This is a genomic window from Paenarthrobacter sp. CC6, from assembly GCF_040560085.1.
In the GTDB taxonomy this organism is placed as follows: domain Bacteria; phylum Actinomycetota; class Actinomycetes; order Actinomycetales; family Micrococcaceae; genus Arthrobacter; species Arthrobacter nicotinovorans.
In genome coordinates this window covers 1-20,147 of the sequence record NZ_JARDAN010000020.1, presented here as the reverse complement: position 1 = coordinate 20,147, position 20,147 = coordinate 1, and the positions used below count along the sequence as shown (strand labels likewise).

Annotated in this window: 18 protein-coding genes; 15 read left to right on the top strand and 3 right to left on the bottom strand. The window is 63.2% G+C overall.

Going from position 1 to position 20,147, the window contains the following annotated elements; genetic code table 11:
• From sucD to PV760_RS17570, 9 genes are all read left to right on the top strand, one after another.
• Positions 1 to 903 (top strand): succinate--CoA ligase subunit alpha, encoded by a 903-nt coding sequence (sucD, locus tag PV760_RS17610; protein WP_018779613.1) that lies wholly within the window; start codon positions 1 to 3, stop codon positions 901 to 903.
• A gap of 540 nt (positions 904 to 1,443) precedes the next feature.
• On the top strand, positions 1,444 to 1,848 hold the full coding sequence (locus PV760_RS17605; protein WP_354628345.1) for a tautomerase family protein: 405 nt from the start codon (positions 1,444 to 1,446) through the stop codon (positions 1,846 to 1,848).
• Between the two features lie 162 nt (positions 1,849 to 2,010).
• Entirely contained in the window at positions 2,011 to 3,033 is a 1,023-nt protein-coding gene (gene iolC, locus PV760_RS17600) for a 5-dehydro-2-deoxygluconokinase (protein WP_039240053.1), read from the top strand.
• On the top strand, positions 3,030 to 3,992 hold the full coding sequence (locus PV760_RS17595; protein WP_018779616.1) for a Cgl0159 family (beta/alpha)8-fold protein: 963 nt from the start codon (positions 3,030 to 3,032) through the stop codon (positions 3,990 to 3,992). Before iolC ends, PV760_RS17595 begins: the two co-directional genes overlap by 4 nt.
• A gap of 7 nt (positions 3,993 to 3,999) precedes the next feature.
• Entirely contained in the window at positions 4,000 to 5,946 is a 1,947-nt protein-coding gene (gene iolD, locus PV760_RS17590) for a 3D-(3,5/4)-trihydroxycyclohexane-1,2-dione acylhydrolase (decyclizing) (protein ID WP_354628344.1), read from the top strand.
• Positions 5,947 to 5,987: 41 nt separating this feature from the next.
• Positions 5,988 to 7,499, top strand: coding sequence for a CoA-acylating methylmalonate-semialdehyde dehydrogenase (locus PV760_RS17585; RefSeq protein WP_039240057.1), 1,512 nt, complete (start codon positions 5,988 to 5,990; stop codon positions 7,497 to 7,499).
• A 28-nt stretch (positions 7,500 to 7,527) separates the two neighbouring features.
• A complete protein-coding gene (locus PV760_RS17580; protein WP_039240059.1) occupies positions 7,528 to 8,445 on the top strand; it encodes a sugar phosphate isomerase/epimerase family protein in 918 nt (305 codons plus the stop codon).
• A 60-nt stretch (positions 8,446 to 8,505) separates the two neighbouring features.
• On the top strand, positions 8,506 to 9,519 hold the full coding sequence (locus tag PV760_RS17575) for a Gfo/Idh/MocA family protein (RefSeq protein ID WP_018779620.1): 1,014 nt from the start codon (positions 8,506 to 8,508) through the stop codon (positions 9,517 to 9,519).
• Between the two features lie 10 nt (positions 9,520 to 9,529).
• Positions 9,530 to 10,402, top strand: a complete 873-nt coding sequence (locus tag PV760_RS17570) for a sugar phosphate isomerase/epimerase family protein (protein ID WP_039240063.1) — start codon at positions 9,530 to 9,532, stop codon at positions 10,400 to 10,402.
• Positions 10,403 to 10,474: 72 nt separating this feature from the next.
• Here PV760_RS17570 and iolB read toward each other — a convergent pair whose 3' ends face one another.
• A complete protein-coding gene (iolB, locus tag PV760_RS17565) occupies positions 10,475 to 11,368 on the bottom strand; it encodes a 5-deoxy-glucuronate isomerase (protein WP_189076023.1) in 894 nt (297 codons plus the stop codon).
• An 18-nt stretch (positions 11,369 to 11,386) separates the two neighbouring features.
• Complete coding sequence (locus PV760_RS17560; protein WP_018779623.1) at positions 11,387 to 12,127, bottom strand: GntR family transcriptional regulator; 741 nt, start codon at positions 12,125 to 12,127, stop codon at positions 11,387 to 11,389.
• A 319-nt stretch (positions 12,128 to 12,446) separates the two neighbouring features.
• Between PV760_RS17560 and PV760_RS17555 the strand changes: the two genes are divergently transcribed.
• From PV760_RS17555 to PV760_RS17545, 3 genes are all read left to right on the top strand, one after another.
• Positions 12,447 to 13,442, top strand: a complete 996-nt coding sequence (locus tag PV760_RS17555) for a substrate-binding domain-containing protein (protein ID WP_018779625.1) — start codon at positions 12,447 to 12,449, stop codon at positions 13,440 to 13,442.
• Positions 13,443 to 13,506: 64 nt separating this feature from the next.
• On the top strand, positions 13,507 to 14,559 hold the full coding sequence (locus PV760_RS17550) for an ABC transporter permease (RefSeq protein WP_018779626.1): 1,053 nt from the start codon (positions 13,507 to 13,509) through the stop codon (positions 14,557 to 14,559).
• A gap of 12 nt (positions 14,560 to 14,571) precedes the next feature.
• Positions 14,572 to 15,498 (top strand): ATP-binding cassette domain-containing protein, encoded by a 927-nt coding sequence (locus PV760_RS17545; RefSeq protein ID WP_018779627.1) that lies wholly within the window; start codon positions 14,572 to 14,574, stop codon positions 15,496 to 15,498.
• Between the two features lie 69 nt (positions 15,499 to 15,567).
• Here PV760_RS17545 and PV760_RS17540 read toward each other — a convergent pair whose 3' ends face one another.
• Positions 15,568 to 16,584 (bottom strand): LacI family DNA-binding transcriptional regulator, encoded by a 1,017-nt coding sequence (locus tag PV760_RS17540; RefSeq protein WP_354628343.1) that lies wholly within the window; start codon positions 16,582 to 16,584, stop codon positions 15,568 to 15,570.
• Positions 16,585 to 16,742: 158 nt separating this feature from the next.
• On the opposite strand from PV760_RS17540, the gene PV760_RS17535 reads away from it, so the two are divergent.
• From PV760_RS17535 to PV760_RS17525, 3 genes are all read left to right on the top strand, one after another.
• A complete protein-coding gene (locus PV760_RS17535; RefSeq protein ID WP_018779629.1) occupies positions 16,743 to 17,930 on the top strand; it encodes a Gfo/Idh/MocA family protein in 1,188 nt (395 codons plus the stop codon).
• Positions 17,927 to 18,946, top strand: a complete 1,020-nt coding sequence (locus PV760_RS17530; RefSeq protein ID WP_018779630.1) for a sugar phosphate isomerase/epimerase family protein — start codon at positions 17,927 to 17,929, stop codon at positions 18,944 to 18,946. Before PV760_RS17535 ends, PV760_RS17530 begins: the two co-directional genes overlap by 4 nt.
• An 81-nt stretch (positions 18,947 to 19,027) precedes the next feature.
• Positions 19,028 to 20,053: a Gfo/Idh/MocA family oxidoreductase gene (locus tag PV760_RS17525; protein ID WP_354628342.1), complete on the top strand. Its 1,026-nt coding sequence runs from the start codon at positions 19,028 to 19,030 to the stop codon at positions 20,051 to 20,053.
• Positions 20,054 to 20,147 lie beyond the last annotated feature (94 nt).

Sequence of the window (20,147 nt, the reverse complement as noted above, 5' to 3'; positions counted from 1 at the left end):
ATGTCTATCTACCTCAACAAGGACTCCAAGGTCATCGTTCAGGGCATCACCGGCGGCGAGGGCACCAAGCACACCGCCCTGATGCTCAAGGCCGGCACCAACATTGTTGGTGGCGTCAATGCCCGCAAGGCCGGCACCACGGTCCTGCACGGCGACAAGGAAATCACGGTCTTCGGCACCGTCAAGGAAGCCATGGCTGAAACCGGCGCTGACGTCTCCATCGTCTTCGTTCCGCCGGCATTCACCAAGGACGCCGTGGTTGAAGCCATCGAAGCCGGCATCGGCCTCGTGGTTGTCATCACCGAAGGTGTTCCGGTTCAGGACTCCGCAGAGTTCTGGGCACTGGCCCAGTCCAAGGTGGACGCCGACGGCAAGCAGGTCACGCGCATCATCGGACCGAACTGCCCCGGCATCATCACCCCGGGCGAGGCCCTGGTTGGCATCACCCCTGCGAACATCACGGGCAAGGGCCCCATCGGCCTCGTGTCCAAGTCCGGTACCTTGACCTACCAGATGATGTACGAACTCCGTGACCTCGGCTTCTCCACTGCGATCGGCATCGGTGGCGACCCCATCATCGGCACCACGCACATCGACGCCCTGGCCGCGTTCGAAGCTGACCCCGAGACCAAGGCAATCGTCATGATCGGCGAAATCGGTGGCGACGCTGAAGAGCGCGCAGCCGACTTCATCAAGGCCAACGTCACCAAGCCTGTTGTTGGCTACGTGGCTGGTTTCACCGCTCCCGAAGGCAAGACCATGGGCCACGCCGGCGCCATCGTCTCCGGTTCCGCTGGTACCGCACAGGCCAAGAAGGAAGCCCTCGAAGCTGCAGGCGTGAAGGTCGGCAAGACGCCGTCCGAGACCGCGAAGCTGCTGCGCGAAGTTTACGCAACGCTCTAGGTTCCGCAGTAAGACTAACGACGGCGGCCCGGTGCCTTCCCATGGAAGGTGCCGGGCCGCCGTCGTACTTTAAGCGTTCGTTGTGGGGCCCGCTGTGCGGGGTATTCGCGTGTTTTGGGGCGCAGAGCGGGCCTCGCAACGTGAGGTTCCTCGTTGTGGGGCCTGCTTTGCGGGGTATTCGCGTGTTTGGGTGGCGCAGCGCGGGGACGAGTGACGCGCATGTTTGCTGGCGACGCGCATATTCGTTGGTGACGCCCGTATGTGGGTGTCCTGGATCAGGTTGGGTGTCGCTCAGGAGTTTGGGTGTCATTTACGACGGCGGCCCGGTCCCTTCCCCGCGGAAGGTGCCGGGCCGCCGTCGTACTTTAAGCGTTCGTTGTGGGGCCTGCTGTGCGGGGTATTCGCGTGTTTGGGGGCGCAGAGTGGGCCTCGCAACGCTCAAGCAAAGGCCCGTCCGGAATGTCCCGGGCGGGCTTTTGCTGTACTCCAGATACAAATGTTTGTTAGTATGTCAGGACAAAGTACTTCAGGAGGATCGCAATGCCGCTTGTTCGAATCGATGTAAACCAAGGTCGCTCGCCCGCGGAGCTGGCTGCCCTCAGCCGCGCCATCCACGACGCCATCCTTGCCGAGTATGGAATCCCCGAGCGGGACTACTTCCACATCCTTACGGAACATGCGCAGGGTCAAATCGTCGCCCAGGACGCGGGCCTGGGTTTCGAGCGCACCGACAGTGTGGTCATGATCCAGATCTTCACCCAGGGTGGACGCAGCCAGGAGGCCAAGAGCTCCCTCTTTGAGGCCATCGCGACTGGCCTGGCCGGTGTGGGCGTGGCGGGCAAGGATGTCTTTGTTGGCTACGTGGAGAACTCGCCGGGGGACTGGTCCTTTGGCTTTGGGCGCAGCCAATATGTCAGTGGGGAACTGGCTGTTCCGAGCAAGTAAAAGCCGCCCGTGTCATGTTGTAAATATGTCAGTACAAACCTTTGACAGGACATGAAATCTGGTGCAAAGTAGTCATGTGGCCCCGCTCACTGAGGGGTGGCAAGGCATTGGGGCCCAGCGCTCAAAGGTTCAGAGTTCACAAGAGAAAGGTCAACGATTAACGTGACCCACGAACTACTCACGATCGGGCGCATCAGCGTTGATATCTACCCGAATGACATCGGAGTGGACCTGGAGGACGTGACGTCCTTCGGTAAGTACCTCGGAGGCTCGCCCTCCAACGTGGCTGTTGCGGCAGCCCGCCATGGCCGCCGCACCGGTGTCATCACCCGCACCGGCGATGACGCCTTCGGGAAGTACCTGCACCGCGAACTTCACAAGTTCAATGTTGACGATTCGTTCGTGTCGCCGGTTGCGGAATACCCCACGGCAGTGACGTTCTGCGCGATCAAGCCCGCAACGGACGAGTTCCCGCTGTACTTCTACGGCCGCTTCCCCACGGCGCCTGACCTGCAGATCAAAGCCGAAGAGCTTGATCTGGAAGCTGTCCGCGAAGCAGGGATCTTCTGGTCCACCGTCACCGGCCTGTGCCAGGAGCCCAGCCGCAGCGCACACATCGCCGCACACCAGGCCCGTCCCCGGACAGGCTTGAAGCCGGGCCAGTTCACCATCTTGGACCTGGATTACCGCCCCATGTTCTGGTCGTCCGAAGAAGAAGCCCGCACCGAGGTCGCCAAGATCCTCCCGCACGTCACTGTCGCGATCGGCAACGATAAGGAATGCGCCGTCGCCGTGGGTGAGGGAACGCCTGATGAGCAGGCAGACCGCTTGCTGGCCGCCGGCGTCGAAATCGCCGTCGTGAAGCTTGGCGCTGAAGGCGTGATGGCCAAGACCCGAACGGAACGCGTGGTCTCGGCGCCTGTCCCGGTGGAAACAGTCAACGGCCTGGGCGCCGGCGACTCCTTCGGCGGCGCTTTCTGTCACGGACTGCTGTCCGGCTGGCCGCTGTCGGAAGTCCTCGACTACGCCAACGCTTCGGGCGCGATTGTCGCCTCCCGGGTGTCGTGCGCAGATGCGATGCCGACGCCGGACGAGGTCACCTCGCTGCTCGCCGAACGTGGCCGGCCCATTCCCGGTGCCTCACTTGCAGCCTCCTCGACCCTCGCAGAAGGAGCAGTGCGTTGAGCCTCAACGATGACCCCCGCCGTTATGAGCACCTGAGCCGGATCAGGCTTGAAGACCCGGAAGCTGTTGCCCGCGCTGCAGCCACGCGCCGCAGGCACCCCGGACTGAAGCACGGCAAGCAGAACTTCATCGTCGCGGCTGACCACCCGGCCCGTGGTGCCCTGGCCGTCGGCTCCGAGCCCATGGCGATGGCCGACCGCCGCGACCTCCTGGACCGCCTCCAGATTGCGTTGGCCAACCCCGCCGTGGACGGCATCCTCGCCTCGCCGGACATCATGGACGACCTCCTGCTCCTGGGCGCGTTGGATGGCAAACTCATTTTTGGTTCCATGAACCGTGGCGGCCTGGCCGGTCTGGTCAACGAGTTCGACGACCGTTTCACCGGACACACGGCAGAGGCCCTTGAAGCACTCGGTGCCGATGGCGGCAAGATGCTGACCCGTATCTGCCTGGGCGACCCGGACACGGTGGCCACCCTCGAAGCCACTGCCAAAGCTATTGATTCCCTGGCAGCACGCAAGCTGATCGCCATGGTGGAGCCGTTCCTGTCCGTGCGTGACGCCCACGGCAAAGTCCGCAACGACCTCCGCGCGGATGCTGTGATCAAGTCCGTGGGAATTGCCGAGGGCCTCGGTTCTACCAGTGCCTACACCTGGATGAAGCTGCCGGTGGTGGCCGAAATGGAACGCGTCATGGCCTCGACCACCCTGCCGACCGTACTCTTGGGCGGCGACCCGGACGGTACCCAGGACGAGGTGTTCGCCAGCTGGCAAGCGGCATTGGCACTTCCGGGCGTGCGTGGCCTGACGGTCGGGCGCACCCTGCTGTACCCGCACGACGGCGACGTCGCAGGTGCCGTAGCAACGGCCGCCTCGCTGCTGAACAACACTGCGTCCGTGCCCGCCGTCGCGGCGAAGAATGGCGCTGATGCCCGTATTCCAGTGAAAGTATCGGAGTAGAAGACCCATGGGAACAGCAACCCGTCGGATGACCGTGGCGCAGGCCGTGGTCGAGTTCCTTTCCAAGCAGTACACCGTGGATTCCATTAACGGAGTGGAGTATCGTGAGCGCCTGATTCCGGGCACGTTCGGCATCTTCGGACACGGCAATGTTGCTGGTGTGGGACAGGCTTTGAAGCAGTACCAAGCTGCGGACCCCACCATCATGCCGTACTACCAGGGCCGCAACGAGCAGGCCCAGGCCCATCAGGCGGTAGGGTACGCACGGCACACGCGCCGCCGCCAGACGTTCGCGATCAGCACCTCCATCGGCCCGGGTTCCTCGAACCTGCTGACAGGTGCCGCCTTGGCCACCACCAACCGCCTTCCCGTGCTGCTGCTGCCGAGTGACACCTTCGCAACCCGCGCGGCGGACCCTGTGCTGCAGCAGTTGGAGCTCCCGTACGCTTACGACATCACGGTCAACGATGCCTTCCGTCCGTTGTCCAAGTTCTTCGACCGGGTCTCGCGTCCGGAACAGTTGTTCTCCGCGTTCCATCACGGGCTGCGTGTCCTGACGGACCCGGCCGAAACCGGTGCCGTCACCATTTCGCTGCCGCAGGATGTCCAGGCGGAGGCCTTCGACGTCCCGGAAGAGTTCCTGGCCGAACGTGAATGGCGGATCCGCCGCCCCGAGGCCGAGGATGACGACATCCGCCGCGCCGTGGAGGCCATCCGCGCGGCCAAGCGCCCGCTGATCATCGCCGGCGGTGGAGTCCTCTACGCCTACGCCAACGATGAACTCGCCAAGTTCGCTGAACTGACCGGCATTCCGGTAGGCAACACCCAGGCCGGCGTGGGCGTCCTGCCGTGGGACCACAAGTTCTCCCTCGGTGCCATCGGTTCAACCGGCACGACGGCGGCCAACGCCATCGCCGCCGAAGCGGACCTCATCATCGGGATCGGCACGCGCTACGAGGACTTCACCACCGCGTCCCGCACGGCGTTCCAAAACCCGGACGTGAAGTTCGTGAACATCAACGTGGCCCCAATCGACGCTTACAAGCACGGGACAACGCTCCCGATCGTCGCTGACGCCCGCAAGGCATTGGTGAAGCTGAACGAGGCCCTTGGCGGGTACCGCGTCGGTACTGACCTTGAACAGAAGGTCGCTGCGGAAAAGAAGCGCTGGAATGCGATCGTGGACGAGGCTTTCGAGACCCGTTACACACCGCTGCCGGCCCAGAACGAGATCATCGGTGCCACCAACAAGGCCATGGATGACCAGGACGTTGTCATCTGTGCCGCCGGTTCGCTGCCCGGTGACCTGCACAAGATGTGGCGTGTCCGCGACCCGTTCGGCTACCACGTGGAATACGCGTACTCCTGCATGGGCTACGAAATCCCCGGCGGGCTGGGCGTGAAGCGCGCAGCGCTGGCCGAAGCCGCCGCCGGTGGTCCGGACAGGGATGTGGTGGTCATGGTGGGGGACGGCTCCTACCTGATGATGCATACCGAACTGGTCACCGCCGTCGCCGAACGCATCAAGCTGATCGTAGTCCTGATCCAGAACCACGGCTACGCCTCCATCGGTTCGCTGTCCGAGTCCCTCGGCTCGCAGCGCTTCGGTACGCAGTACCGCGTCCTGGACAAAGAACAGCACAGTTTCGACGCCGGTGAACACCTGCCCATCGACCTCGCCACCAACGCCGAATCCCTGGGCGCGAAGGTCATCCGGATCGAGCCTGGAGAGAACGTCATTGAGTCCCTGGGCGCCGCCATCAAGGAAGCCAAGGCAGCCCCGGAGACCGGCCCGATCGTGATCCACGTCGAATCCGATCCGCTGCTGGATGCGCCGTCCTCCGAATCCTGGTGGGACGTCCCCGTCTCGCAGGTCTCGGACCTGGAGTCCACCCAGCAGGCCTACAAGACGTACACCGACCACAAGAACCGCCAGCGCAAACTGCTCGGCTGATTCCCGCACACGTCACGCTACAGACCAAAGGAAGTCCGCACATGTCGACGACGACCACACTGACCACCATTCACCACTTCATCAACGGCGCTGAAACCACCGGTGAGGGCGACCGCACCCAGCCGGTGTACAACCCGGCCACCGGCCAGGTTACGGCTGAACTGCGCCTGGCCAACGAGGCTGACCTGAACACAGCGGTTGCCGCCGCGAAGAAGGCCGCGGAGTCCTGGGGTGACATTTCCCTGGCCAAGCGCACCGCCGTGCTGTTCAAGTTCCGTGAGCTCGTGGCCGCCCACGTGGACGAACTCGCTGAGCTGATCACCGCCGAGCACGGCAAGGTCCTCTCTGACGCCAAGGGCGAGATCGGCCGTGGCCTGGAGGTCATCGAGTTCGCTTGTGGCATTCCGCAGTTGCTCAAGGGTGACTACTCTGACCAGGTCTCCACGGGCATCGATGTTTTCTCCTTCCGCGAGCCGCTGGGCGTGGTAGCCGGTATCACGCCGTTCAACTTCCCGGTCATGGTTCCGTTGTGGATGGCTCCGATGGCCATCGCCACCGGCAACGCGTTCATCCTCAAGCCCTCCGAGCGCGATCCGTCCGCCTCGATGCTGCTGGCCAAGCTGTGGAAGCAGGCCGGACTGCCGGACGGAGTGTTCCAGGTCCTGCACGGTGGCAAGGAAACCGTTGAGGGCCTGCTGACCCACCCGGACGTGGACGGCATCTCCTTCGTCGGCTCCACCCCGATCGCCCAGTACGTCCACGAGACCGCCACCAAGCACGGCAAGCGCGTCCAGGCCCTGGGCGGGGCGAAGAACCACGCCATCGTAATGCCCGACGCCGACCTCGACAACGCCGCAGACCACCTCGCCGCTGCCGCTTTCGGCTCAGCGGGGGAGCGCTGCATGGCCATCTCCGTCGCTGTGGCCGTCGGTGACGCCGCCGACCTGATCGTGAAGAAGGTCGAAGAACGCGCCCTGGCCGTGAAGGTCAAGAACGGCACCGAACCCGACGCTGAAATGGGCCCGGTCATCACCCCGGCTTCCAAGGAACGCATCGTCAAGATCGTCACCGAAGCCGAAACGGCCGGCGCGGCAATGGTGGTGGATGGCCGTGACCTGGTGGTCCCCGGCCACGAAGACGGCTTCTGGGTGGGCCCCACCGTGATCGACCACGTCAAGACCGAAATGACCGCCTACACCGAGGAAATCTTCGGACCCGTCCTGGTGGTGGTCCGCGTGGCCGACCTTGAGGAAGGCATCGCCCTGATCAACTCCAACCCGTACGGCAACGGCACCGCGATCTTCACCTCCTCCGGCGCGAACGCCCGGAAGTTCCAGCGCTCCGTGACCGTGGGCATGGTCGGCATCAACGTACCCCTGCCCGTGCCGGTGGCCTACCACTCCTTCGGTGGTTGGAAGAACTCCCTCTTCGGCGACAAGCACATCTACGGCCCCGAAGGCGTCTCCTTCTACACCCGGGGCAAGGTCATCACCTCACGCTGGCCCGAGCCCACCCACGCCTCCGGCGCCTCGTACAACTTCCCCTCCAACTAGCAGCTTCCCGAAGAAAGACAACGCTGTCATGACTGATGTTGAGAACAAGCTGATCATCGGCACCGCCCCTGACTCCTGGGGCGTATGGTTCGCGGATGATCCCCAACAGACCCCCTGGGAACGCTTCCTGGACGAGGTTGCGGAGTCCGGCTACAAGTGGATCGAACTGGGCCCGTACGGCTACCTGCCGAACGACCCCGCACGCTTGGCTGAAGAGCTCAAGCAGCGCGACCTCAAGGTCACTGCGGGAACGGTCTTCACGGCTTTCCACCGCGGGGCCAAGCAGTACGACGAGGCGTGGGAACCGGCGCGCAAGGTTGCCGAACTGACGGCAGCCATGGGCGGTGAACACGTGGTGGTCATCCCCGCGATGTGGCGGGACGATGTCACAGGCGAGGCCGTGGAAAACGGTAACTTGACGGATGAGCAGTGGGCGGACCTCTTCGCAGGCCACAACCGCATGGGCAAGGTCCTGCTGGAGGACTTCGGGCTGCACCAGCAGTTCCACTCGCACGCCGATTCGCACGTCGGTGCGCAGCAGGACATCGAAACCCTGCTGGCGGCGACGGATCCGCGGTACTTGAACCTTTGCCTGGACACGGGCCACGCGGAATACTGCGGCGCTTCCAGCCTGGAACTCATCAAAAACTATCCGGACCGCATCGGCTACCTGCACCTCAAGCAGATCAACCCCGAGGTCCTTGCCGAGGTCAACGAGAAGAACATGACGTGGGCAGCTGCCAACATTGCCGGCGTGATGACCGAGCCGCCGAACGGACTCCCGGACCTGCGCGCCGTCATCGACGCCGTGGAGGCGCTCAACCGCCCCATTTTCGGCATCGTGGAGCAGGACATGTACCCGGTGGCATTCGATGTGCCGATGCCCATCGCCAAGCGGACCCGCAACTATCTGCTTTCCTGCGGATCCCGTACCCGCGTTGAGTAACGCAGTCCAGTAACGCCCGCCAACAGCACCCCCACAAGAACCTCACGAAGGATAAGAACAGTGACCAAGACTCTCCGCGTTGCCGTCATCGGTGCGGGCCGCATGGGTGCGGACCACATCAAGCGCCTCAGCACCCGCATCCACGGCGCTGAAGTTGCCGCCGTCGTCGACGTCGACCTCGCCCGCGCGCAAGCCGCCATTGAAGGCATCGACGGCGCCGTGGCGCTGGCCAGCGCCGACGAGGCCCTCAACAACGGTGACGTGAACGCCGTCCTCATTGCCACCCCGGGATTCCTCCACGAGGAAATCCTCTACAAGGCGCTCGAAAAGGACTTCCCGATTCTTTGCGAGAAGCCGCTGACCCCTGACGCCGACAGCGCCTGGAAGGTTGTCCAGGCCGAGCAGGCGCTCGGCCACAAGCGGATCCAGGTGGGCTTCATGCGCCGGTTCGACGCCGAGTATGCGGCGCTCGGGTCGGTCATCCGCAACAGCGAATTGGGGGAGCTGTTGATGCTGCACCACCAGCACCGCAACCCGACAACGCCCGAGGGCTTCACCAACGAGATGCTGATCAACGACTCCGTGGTCCACGAATTCGACGCGATCCGCTACTTCACCGGTGAGGAAATCACCTCCGTGCAGGTCCGCCTGGGCAAGGCGACGCGTAACGCCCCGAACGGCCAGCACGATCCCCAGCACGTGTTGCTGGAAACCGAATCAGGTGTGCTGGCCGACGTCGAAATCTATGTCAACGCCAAGTTCGGCTACCAGGTGGCTACGCAGGCTTCCTTCGAGGACGGCATTGTGAGCATCGGCGGGGACGCCGGCCCCTACATCCAGTCCGCGGGCAAGTGGGGCGGCAACGTCACCCCGGGCTTTGAGGAGCGTTTCGGAGCGGCGTACGACGTCGAGGTGCAGGCTTGGGTGGACGCCGCCCTTCGTGGCGAAATCGGCGGGCCCACCGCTTGGGACGGTTACGCCACCGCGGCTTGCTGCGAGGCAGGCGTCGAGGCCCAGAAGTCCGGCGAGAAGGTCAAAGTCCAGCTGAACACCAAGCCGGACCTGTACAAGTAGGGGATTGAGCATGAAGATCGCACTGGATCCCACCCCGTTCCACCACAGTCACAGCCTGCTGGAGTTCCCGCGTGTGGCCGCGGACCTGGGCTACAAATACCTGCAGATGACCCCGCACGCGGACCTCATCCCGTTCTTCAACCATCCCAAGGCAGACGACGAGCTGGTGGGGAAGCTGAAAGCAGCGTGCAAGGACGCCGGCGTCGAGATCGCCTCGGTCCTGCCGGTCCTGCGCTGGTCCGGTCCGGACGAGGATGCGCGGGAAGCCGCGGTCCGCTACTGGAAGCGCGCCATCCAGATTGCCGTGGACCTTGGGGTGCAGACCATGAACACGGAGTTCAGCGGCCGTCCCGAGAAGGCCGAAGAGTCGGAGCGGGCGTTCTACCGCTCCATGGAAGAGCTCCTGCCCATCATCGAACGCGAAGATCTGGACGTGCTGATTGACCCGCACCCGGACGACTTCGTTGAAGACGGGCTTGCTGCCCTGCGCGTGATCCGCGGCGTCAACTCGCCGAATATCGGCATGGTCTACGTCGCTTCGCACACGTTCCACATGGGGAACCAACCCTTGGAGATCATGCGGGCGGCCGGGGATAAACTGCGGCTGGTCCACGTCTCGGACACCATGAACCATCACGCGTCACACGGCCTGCGCTACATCACCAACCCGCCCGGCAACGCCGTACGCGTCCACCAGCACCTGAAGATCGGCGACGGGGACGTCAACTGGGACGAGTTCTTTGGCGGGCTGAAAGAAATCGGCTTCCTGGACAAGGCGAACACCGTGATGGTTTCTTCGGTCTTCGCCGAGGATGAGAACGCGGAAGACGTGTCCCGCTACCAGCTCAAGACGATGAACGACTACATCGCCCAGGCCAAGTAACGCGAGTTTTCGTACAGCTAATGCCCCCAAGACGCGGTCTTGGGGGCATTAGCTGTACAAAAACTCAGCCGGTTAGGCCGTAAACGGGAGCCTGGGATCGATGTCCTGGCCTTCCCAGGTCCGACGGATCCAGCCGTGGTGGGGGTCGTCGCTGATGAGCCAGTCGCGCACGCGGCCAGGACCGGCCATGACATTGAGGTAGTACAGGTCGTAGCCCGGCGCCGCCATGGCAGGTCCGTGCCAGCCATACGGCACCAGCACTACGTCGCCAGTGCGGACCTCGGCTGAGACATCGATGGGGCGCTCGTCGGAGGCGTACACGCGCGCGTGGCCGAACGCGTCGGCGTCTTCAGGCGCGGGCGAACCGGCAGCTACCCGGGTCTCGAAGTAGTAGATCTCTTCAAGGCTGGTCTCGCCGTCCTTCTCCTCATCGTGCTTGTGGGGAGGGTAGGACGACCAGTTGCCGGCCGGGGTGATGACTTCGCAGACGATGAAACGGTCCGCTTCCAGTGCGGCGGGCGTACCGAAGTTGTGCACCTGCCGCGAGCAGTTACCGGCACCGCGAAGTTCCACGGGGGTCTCGGCTGCGGTGATCAACCGGGTCGGGTACGCGGCCTTGGCCGGGGCGGTCGCAATGGCGACCCTGCCGCCGTCGTTCGAACTGATGGTGACTGCCTTATCGATGCCCGTGTACAGGACGTCGCTGGGCCCGTGGAAAACGGACTGCCGCCCGGCGAGGACGTACTCGCCGTCGTCGACCGTTACGGTGAACGAGCCGCTCAGCGGCACCACTATGCGTTCTTCCGCGGCTGCGGGAAGTTCGACGGCGGCCCCGGCGGCGAGCGTCGCCACCTTCAGTCCCGTGTGGGCCCAACCGTCGACGGCGAGGTTGGAATCTGACGTGCCCAGGGAGATGTCCCACTTGCCGTCATTGGCTGTTCCCAGCGGGTAGACCCAGTTGGCCATATGTAATCTGTCCTTGCTTTAGCGCTGTACGAGTGTCATTTCAAAGCTGTAGGAGTCGGCACGGTAGACGTGGTGACCGGTTTCCACCATGCGGCCGGTGTCGTCCACGGCAGTGCGTTCCATGGTGACCAGGGCTGAACCCACCTCTGCTTCGAGCAGGGGAGCCTGGTAGTCGTTGGCAATCATGGCGCCGATGCGCTGCGAAGCGAGCCTGAAGTTGACGCCACCACGGCGGAGGATGGCGTAAAGGCCCTCCTTGGAAAGCTGGGCTTCATCCATGCTGGTGATGTCATCGCGGACCCAGTTCTCCATGAGCGCCAGCGGCTTGCCGCCCACTTTGCGCAAGCGCGTGAAGTGGTAGACCTTGGAGCCGGCGGGCAATTGGAGGGCTGTGAGCGTGAGCGCGTCGGCTTCGACGTGGGAGAAGCTCAGGACTTCGGTGGTGGGCTTCTTGCCGTTGTTGCTGAGGTCGTCGTAGAGGCTGGAGAGTTCCAGCGGCCGGCGGACCTGGCTGGCTACCACCTGTGTTCCCACACCGCGTTTGCGAACCAGGAGACCGGCGCGGACGAGCTCATCCATTGCCTTGCGCATGGTGGGCCGGGACAGGTTGAGTTGTGCCGCGAGGTCGATCTCGTTGTCCAAGCGGCTCCCGGGTTCCAGGATGCCGCTGTGGATCGCGGCCTCGATGCCCTGGACCACTTGGTGGTAGAGGGGCACTGGAGACGAACGATCGATGCTGAGACTGAGTTGGTTCGCCACTGGATTCTCCTAGACGCCTGCTGAAGACCGGCCAGGGAAGCAGGATGTGGCTCCTCTGCCGGATGGAAGCGTATGTCAGGTCATGTTCTCTTGATAGGACATACTGCCTTTTTTGATGATAGCAGCCGGGTTATAGCCGTCAAGGTCATCGCCCCACGCGGGACGTTCTTTGTCGTCTACACGAGGAGGTCAAGTAAAAACATCCTAATGTCAGGACAAACTATTGACAAAGTGTGAGGCGAGTCACCATGATCGGTGTAGTGGGGAGATCCGGATACGAGTCTTCGGACCCCTCAACCTGAAATCAAAGGAGATAACGGTGGCAAAATTCTCATGGCGCAAAGCGGCGGTCGTCGCTGCAGTGGTTCCCTTGGTGGCACTGAGCGCTTGTTCGAGCCAGGGTGGCAAGCCGGCAGATTCCGGTGGGGGAGCAGCCGCCGGCCAGGTGGCCGGCACTGATCGCATCAAAGTTGCCCTGATTACGCACGCCGCTGCCGGTGACACCTTCTGGGACATCGTCCGCAAGGGTGCGGAGGAAGCATCGGCGAAGGACAATGTTGAGTTGCTGTACACCAGCGACCCCGAAGCCGGCCGCCAGGCGCAGCTGGTCCAGCAGGCCATTGACCAGAAGGTGGACGGCATCGCCGTGACGCTGGCGACCCCGGACGCCCTGAAGGATGTACTGAAGAAGGCCACCGATGCGGGTATCCCGGTGGTCAGCCTCAATGCCGGCGAATCCGTCTCGGCCCAGCTCGGCGCCTTCACCCACTTCGGTTCCAACGAGCAACTGGCCGGCGAGGCCGTCGGCACCAGGCTCGCAGCCGAAGGTTACAAGCACCCGGTCTGCGTCATCCAGCAGCAGGGCCACGTAGGTTTGGAAGCCCGTTGCGCCGGCGTCAAGGCCAAGGTTCCCGCAACGGAGATCCTCTATGTTGACGGCAAGGACATGACAGCCGTCCAGTCCACGGCCACTGCCAAACTCCAGGCGGCCAAGGACGCGGATGTAATCATCGGGCTCGGTGCCCCGATCACGCTGACCCTGCTCAAGTCTGTTACTGACGCTGGAAGCTCGTCCAAGGTGGCCAGCTTCGACCTCAACGCCGACCTCGCCCAGAAGATCGTTGACGGAGCAGTCATTTTCACTGTTGACCAGCAGCCGTGGCTCCAGGGCTACATGTCCGTGGATTCCCTGTGGCAGGCAAAGCGCGGCGGCTTCAAGATCGGTGGCGGCCAGCCGGTCTTGACTGGACCAACCATCGTGGACAAGTCCAACGCTTCCGACGTCCTCAAATTCGCCCAGCAGGGCGTCCGCTAGATCCCGGCATCAGGCTGCGCGGCGGGCAACCGCCGCGCAGCCTGGACAACAAGGAGTCACTCCCATGGCAAACACAGCAACCCTGCCGCCGGCGACATCGCCTGGTGATGAACGGGTCGGCCGCCGCAACCCCTTCCAGAAATTCCTCGCCAGGCCCGAGGTTGGTGCCCTCGTTGGTGCCGTGGTCCTCTTTATCTTCTTCGCCTCGGTGTCACAGACGTTCACCCAACCGAACGCCCTCGCCACCGTCCTTTACGGTTCTTCGACCATCGGCATCATGGCCGTGGGCGTGTCGCTGCTGATGATCGGTGGCGAGTTCGACCTTTCCACCGGCGTGGCCGTGATCTCGTCAGCGCTGACCGCCTCGCTGTTCAGCTGGAACTTCTCGTTGAACGCCTGGGTTGGTGTGGGCTTGGCCCTGGTGGTCTCGCTGGGCATCGGATTCATCAACGGCTGGATCCTCGTCAAGACCAAGCTGCCAAGCTTCATCGTCACCCTGGCCACGTTCCTGATGCTCACCGGCCTCAACCTGGCGCTGACCCGCCTGATCGGCGGCAGTGTTTCCTCCCCGTCCATCTCCAAGCTTGACGGCTTCGAATCAGCACGTGCGGTTTTTGCGTCCTCCGTCAGCATTGGCGGAGTGGAAGTGAAGATCACCGTCTTCTTCTGGATCGTCCTTGTCCTGATCGCATCCTGGGTACTCCTGCGCACGAAGGTCGGCAACTGGATCTTCGCAGTGGGCGGCGACGCCAATGCTGCCCGGGCCGTAGGTGTCCCTGTGACCAAGACCAAGATCGGCCTCTTCATGGCTGTGGGTTTCTGCGGCTGGATCCTGGGCATGCACAACCTTTTCGCCTTCGACGCCGTGCAGTCCGGTGAAGGTGTCGGCAACGAGTTCCTCTACATCATCGCCGCAGTCATTGGTGGCTGCCTCCTCACCGGCGGCTACGGCTCAGCAGTGGGCGGCGCCATCGGTGCCTTCATCTTTGGCATGGCCAACAAGGGCATCGTGTACGCACAATGGAATCCGGACTGGTTCAAGTTCTTCCTTGGCTTGATGCTCCTGCTGGCAACCATCGTCAACCTCATCGTCAAACGCCGGGCAGAGCTGAAGTAAGGGGCCGGAACCATGAACGCACAACAGATTGACCAGCAAACCCTGCTGAAAGACGAGAAGGACCCTTTGACGCACACACCGGTGCACCTGCTCTCACTCGATGGCATAGGCAAGCACTACGGCAACATCATCGCCCTGCGCGATGTCACCATGGCCGTGGACAACGGCCGCGTCACCTGCGTCCTGGGCGACAACGGCGCCGGCAAGTCCACGCTGATCAAGATCATCGCTGGTTTGCACCAGCACGACGAGGGCACACTTCAGGTGATGGGTGACGAGCGGAAGTTCAACTCACCCCGTGACGCCCTCGACGCCGGCATCGCCACCGTCTACCAGGACCTCGCCGTGGTCCCGCTGATGCCCATCTGGCGTAACTTCTTCCTCGGCTCTGAACTCACCAGCGGTTTCGGTCCGTTCAAGAGCATGGATGTCCAGAAGATGAAGGACATCACCAGGAAGGAGCTCGCCGACATGGGCATCGACCTGCGCGATGTCGAGCAGCCCATCGGCCAGCTTTCCGGTGGTGAGCGCCAGTGTGTGGCAATTGCCCGTGCTGTGTACTTCGGCGCCAAAGTCCTGATCCTGGACGAACCGACAGCAGCGCTGGGAGTCAAGCAATCCGGCGTCGTACTTCGCTACATCCTGCAGGCGCGCGACCGGGGCCTGGGCGTCATCTTCATCACCCACAACCCGCACCACGCCTTCCCCGTCGGTGACCGGTTCCTGCTGCTCAAGCGCGGCAAGTCGATCGGCTATTACGACAAGAAGGACATCACCCTGGATGAACTGACAGCCCAGATGGCTGGTGGCGCGGAGTTGGCTGAGCTGGCCCATGAGCTGGAGCAGCTTGGCGGACACTCCGCGGCGCTCGAGGAAGTCAAAGCCGAGGTAGCGGATGTCGCCGAGGCCACGACGGAGGCCGCCCCCAAGCGCCACTAGGCAGCCCTTCATGGAATTCTGCCCGGAGCCTGCAACGGTTCCGGGCAGAGTTATTTCAGCAGCAGGGCCTCAGCGCGTGGACGTTGTGCCGCGCAGTACCAGGGCGGGTTCAATAAGCTTCCGCTCGGGGAGGAGCGCGGGGTCCTCGATCCGTGCGAGCAGTCTGCGGGCGGTGTCCACTCCGACCAGATCGCTCCGGTTGTCGATGGAGGTCAGGTCCAGGTAGCGCGACTTCGCCAAGGGGGAGTTGTCGTAGCCAATCACCGAAACATCATCCGGCACGGACAAGCCACGGGCCTTGAGGGCGGCGAAGGCGCCCAGCGCCATGGTGTCGTTGGCTGCGAAGACTGCGGTGGTGTCCGGGTGGTGCTCCAGGAGCCACACGGTCGCAGCGTAGCCGTCTTCCTCCGACGTGCCGACGGACTCACTGACGACAGGCCCGACGCCGGCAGTCTCCACAGCGCGCAGGAAACCGGCCCGCCGGTGTGCGGAGGCGCCGTCGGAACCTGAGAGGTGACCGATGCGGACGTGGCCCAGTTCCAGCAGATGGTTGGCGGCCAGGCGGCCGCCGGTGTCGTCGTCGTTGGTGATCAGGTCCGCGCCTTCCGGGATGCCTTTGCGCCAGCCTGCCACCACGGTGGGAACCCAGGTTCCGGACAACATGGCTTCGCTGGGCTCGGCCGCGAGTGCCAGGGCGTCGACATGCATGGCAAGCAGGCCGTCGGTGGCTTCCTTGATGCGGTTCTCGCCTGGCCTGGAGTCCGCGAGCATCACTTGGTAGCCGAGATCGGAAAGGACGGACTCCATGCCGCGGAGAAGATCCACGAACCAAAGGTTCCGGTAGTCGTCGATGACCAGGCCGATGCTCTTGGTCTTGCTGCTCGCCAGGGTGGTGGCGGCCCGGCTGGGCCGGTAGCCGAGCTCCGAGATGGCCTTCTGCACAGCGCCCCGGCGCTTTTCGCTGATGCGTGCGGGATCCTTGAGGAACAAGGAAACCAACGACGGCGAGACTCCCGCCTGGGTAGCGACGTCGTAGAGCGTTGGCCGACGGGCCAGGGGACTGTTCTGTGTTCCGGGGCTTGTCACGGGATTCCTGGATGCCTTTCGTTCTGTCTTCGAGGATAGTCGGTTAATGATTGACAGGACATATAGACATAGTTACGATCAGATCCAGCGTAAAAATTGTAGCGCTACAAAATGCCGTAAAGCGCCTCGGGCGCAGGCGAAATTTCGAAGGAGAAATCATGGCTGAAAGCCTCGGCGTCGCCGTCATCGGTGCGGGCATGGCCGGCAAGGCCCACGCTGCCGCTTACCGGACCGCATCTGCCCTCTACAGCCCGGTGCTGCCACCGGTCCGCCTCGTCTCGATCGGCGACGTCAATGCTGAATTCGGCTCACTGGCAGCACGCCGTTTCGGGTACGAGCGCAACGACACCTCCTGGCAGGCCATCGCCGAAGCTGACGACATCGATGTGGTCAGCGTGGTCATCGCCAACTCCCTGCACCGCGAAGTGGTCGAAGGGTTGTTGGCCGCCGGCAAGCATGTCCTATGCGAAAAGCCGCTCAGCGATACCTTGGACGACGCACGGGCCATGGCTTCCGCCGCCCGGGCAGCGGAAGCCCGCGGAACCCTTGCCCGCATCGGTTTCACCTTCCGCCGCACCCCTGGCATTGCCTACATTCGCGACCTGATCCGCAATGGAACGCTTGGCAATGTGCTCCACTTCAGTGGCCGATACTGGACGGATTACGGCTTCAGCCCCGCCGCGCCCATGAGCTGGCGCTACAAGGGCGGGCCCGGATCAGGTGCGCTGGCCGACGTCGGAAGCCACCTGACATACGTCTCCGAATTCCTCTGTGGCGACATCAAATCCATCAGCGGCGGACGACTGACGACGGCGATCGACAAGCGTCCCCTGCCGCTCAGCGCCGTGATGGGCCATGACCATGTTGCCGTCAGTGACGTATTTGAAGCCGTGGAGAATGACGACTACGCCGCTTTCAACGCTGAGTTCACCAACGGTGCCGGCAGCTTCGAAGTCTCACGTGTGGCGGCAGGCCACGCCAACAGCCTGCAATTTGAAGTCTTTTGCGAGAATGGCGCAGCCAAGTTCGACCAGCGCAGGCCTTCAGAGATTCAGTTGTTCCTGAACGATGGATCCGGGAATGAGAACGGCTACCGCCAAGTCATCCTTGGCCCGGGCCACCCCTACATCGCCGGAGGCCTTGCCATGGATGCGCCCGAGGTTGGTTTCGGCCAGAACGACGCGTTCGGCTACCAGGCGCGGGCTTTCCTGGAAGAGGTTGCCGGCCTCAGCGCGGAGTCCTCCCTGCCGCGCTGTGCAACGTTCGATGAAGGTGTCCGCAATATGGAGCTCCTTGGCGCCGTCACCGACTCCGCTCTCAACAACGGAAAGAAGATCACGCTATGAAGCTCGGCGTCTACAACGCGATCCTTCACGACCGCCCCCTGCCCGAAGCGCTGAAAGTCATTGCCGACCTTGGGCTCACGGGGATCGAGATCAACACGGGCGGCTTCCTGCCCGCTGTGCACGTGCCTACCTTTGACCAGATTCTGGAAAGCGACGCAGCCCGTGATGACTACCTCGCGGTCTTCGAGGGCACTGGCGTGTCCATTGCAGGCTTGAACTGCAACGGCAACCCCCTGCACCCCAAACGCGAGATCGGTGAAAAGCACGCGGAGGACATTCGGCGCTCGATCCGTTTGGCGAGCCGCCTGGGCCAGAACCGGGTGGTCACCATGTCCGGCCTTCCCGGTGGTGAGCCTGGCGCGAGTACCGTCAATTGGGTGGTTAACGCCTGGAACTCGGCAGCACTGGATGTGCTGGATTACCAATGGGGCGTGGCTGCGGATTTCTGGAAGGAAACCGATCGCCTCGCTGCCGATCACGGTGTCAAGGTGGCTTTGGAGCTGCATCCGCAGAACATCGTGTTCAACACCGCCGACGTCTACAAGCTGATCGAGCTCACCGGCGCCACCCATGTGGGCGTGGAGCTCGACGCTTCCCACCTGTTCTGGCAGCAGATGGATCCGGTGGCCGTGGTCCGGGAGCTTGGCCCGTTGGTGTTCCAGGCGGCAGCTAAGGACGTGCGCGTCAACCCGGAAAATGCCGCGCTCTACGGTGTGCTGGACAACAGCTTCCGCAGACTCTCAGCCGACGAGAATCGCACCAACCTTGGCGGCGATGAGTGGGCCAATGAGTGGCCCAAGAACTCGGCGTGGGACTTCGTTGCCCTGGGTCGTGGGCACGACACCGCCTTTTGGACCGAATTCCTCCGGGCGCTGCATGACGTGGACCCGGACATGCTGGTGAACATCGAGCATGAAGACGTGTCCCTGGGGCGCATCGAAGGGCTCGAAGTGGCGGCGAAGGTCCTGTTGGATGCGGATGCTGCACTGGAGGAGTCATTGAATCAAAAAGTTTGACAGGACAAACTAACAAGGTCTAGTCTCGCTTCAGGATTCTCGCCCCGAGACCGCTTTCTGCTGCAGTGACGGAGACAGAACATGACGAACGAAGTGACCCTCGGACTGGTAGGTGTTGGCCGGATCGGTGTGATGCATGCGAATAACATCAGCGCGCTGAACGGCACCATGGCGCAGGACGGTGTGAAGGTACGACTGAAGCTGACAGACGTCGCGGAGGAGCATGCGCGCGCGGTGGCCGGCTCTGTCGGCGCCGACTTCCTGGGCTCTGTGGAGGAATTGATTGCCTCCGCGGTGGACGGTCTGGTCATAGCCACAGGCACGGCAACCCACCCGGAGCTCATCCGTGCCGGTGTCGATGCCGGGATCCCTGTGTTCTGCGAAAAGCCTGTGGGCGTGAACGTTCCGGAATCCCTCCTGGTCCTGGACTATATCCGGGAGAAGAACGGCGTGGTGCAGATCGGGCACCAGCGTCGTTTCGATGCGGGTTACCTCGAGGCAAAACGGGCCTACGAAGCCGGAGAGCTTGGCTGGATCCATTCGCTTCGGGCAGTCACCTGCGACATGACCCCGCCGCCGGTCCAGTTCCTCGCCACCTCGGGTGGCTTGTTCCGGGACTGCTCCGTCCACGACTTCGACATCCTCCGCTGGCTCACCGGCAAGGAAATCGTGGAGGTCTATGCCAAAGGCTCCAACAACGGCGATCCGGCAATTGGTGAGGTTGGCGACGTCGACACTGCCTTGGCGGTGGTGACGTTCGACGACGGCACGGTAGGCACGGTCTCGGCCAGCCGTTACAACGGGGCCGGCCATGATGTCCGGCTGGAACTCCAAGGCTCCAATGGCTCCGTCCTGGTTGGGATGGACGAGCACATGGCCATGCGGTCCGCCGAACCCGGCGTCGCGTTTCCCACGGGCGCCCCTCATCTGACTTTTGCGGAGCGGTTTGATCAGGCTTATCGCTCGGAGATGGCTGCGTTTGTTGAACTGGTGCGCGGGCAGCGGAAGAATCCCTGCACGCCGGAGGACGCTGTGGCTGCTTCCAAGGTGGCGGATGCAGCACAGGAGTCCCTGGAGACGGGTGCGCCGGTCAGGGTTTCTGCCTAGCTGAGACGTGTCTGCTTCGCCCGGTGTCATGTTTTGGGTGGTGTGTGGTGGTGGTTGCGTCGGGGTGTTTGGTGGGGGTCGATGTGGGGTGGGG

Excerpts from the sequence above, each read along its gene's own strand:
- sucD (WP_018779613.1), top strand. The coding sequence starts at position 1 with ATGTCTATCTACCTCAACAAGGACTCCAAGGTCATCGTTCAGGGCATC.
- PV760_RS17605 (WP_354628345.1), top strand. The coding sequence starts at position 1,444 with ATGCCGCTTGTTCGAATCGATGTAAACCAAGGTCGCTCGCCCGCGGAG.
- iolD (WP_354628344.1), top strand. The coding sequence starts at position 4,000 with ATGGGAACAGCAACCCGTCGGATGACCGTGGCGCAGGCCGTGGTCGAG.
- PV760_RS17585 (WP_039240057.1), top strand. The coding sequence starts at position 5,988 with ATGTCGACGACGACCACACTGACCACCATTCACCACTTCATCAACGGC.
- PV760_RS17580 (WP_039240059.1), top strand. The coding sequence starts at position 7,528 with ATGACTGATGTTGAGAACAAGCTGATCATCGGCACCGCCCCTGACTCC.
- PV760_RS17570 (WP_039240063.1), top strand. The coding sequence starts at position 9,530 with ATGAAGATCGCACTGGATCCCACCCCGTTCCACCACAGTCACAGCCTG.
- iolB (WP_189076023.1), bottom strand. The coding sequence starts at position 11,368 with ATGGCCAACTGGGTCTACCCGCTGGGAACAGCCAATGACGGCAAGTGG.
- PV760_RS17550 (WP_018779626.1), top strand. The coding sequence starts at position 13,507 with ATGGCAAACACAGCAACCCTGCCGCCGGCGACATCGCCTGGTGATGAA.
- PV760_RS17545 (WP_018779627.1), top strand. The coding sequence starts at position 14,572 with ATGAACGCACAACAGATTGACCAGCAAACCCTGCTGAAAGACGAGAAG.
- PV760_RS17535 (WP_018779629.1), top strand. The coding sequence starts at position 16,743 with ATGGCTGAAAGCCTCGGCGTCGCCGTCATCGGTGCGGGCATGGCCGGC.
- PV760_RS17530 (WP_018779630.1), top strand. The coding sequence starts at position 17,927 with ATGAAGCTCGGCGTCTACAACGCGATCCTTCACGACCGCCCCCTGCCC.
- PV760_RS17525 (WP_354628342.1), top strand. The coding sequence starts at position 19,028 with ATGACGAACGAAGTGACCCTCGGACTGGTAGGTGTTGGCCGGATCGGT.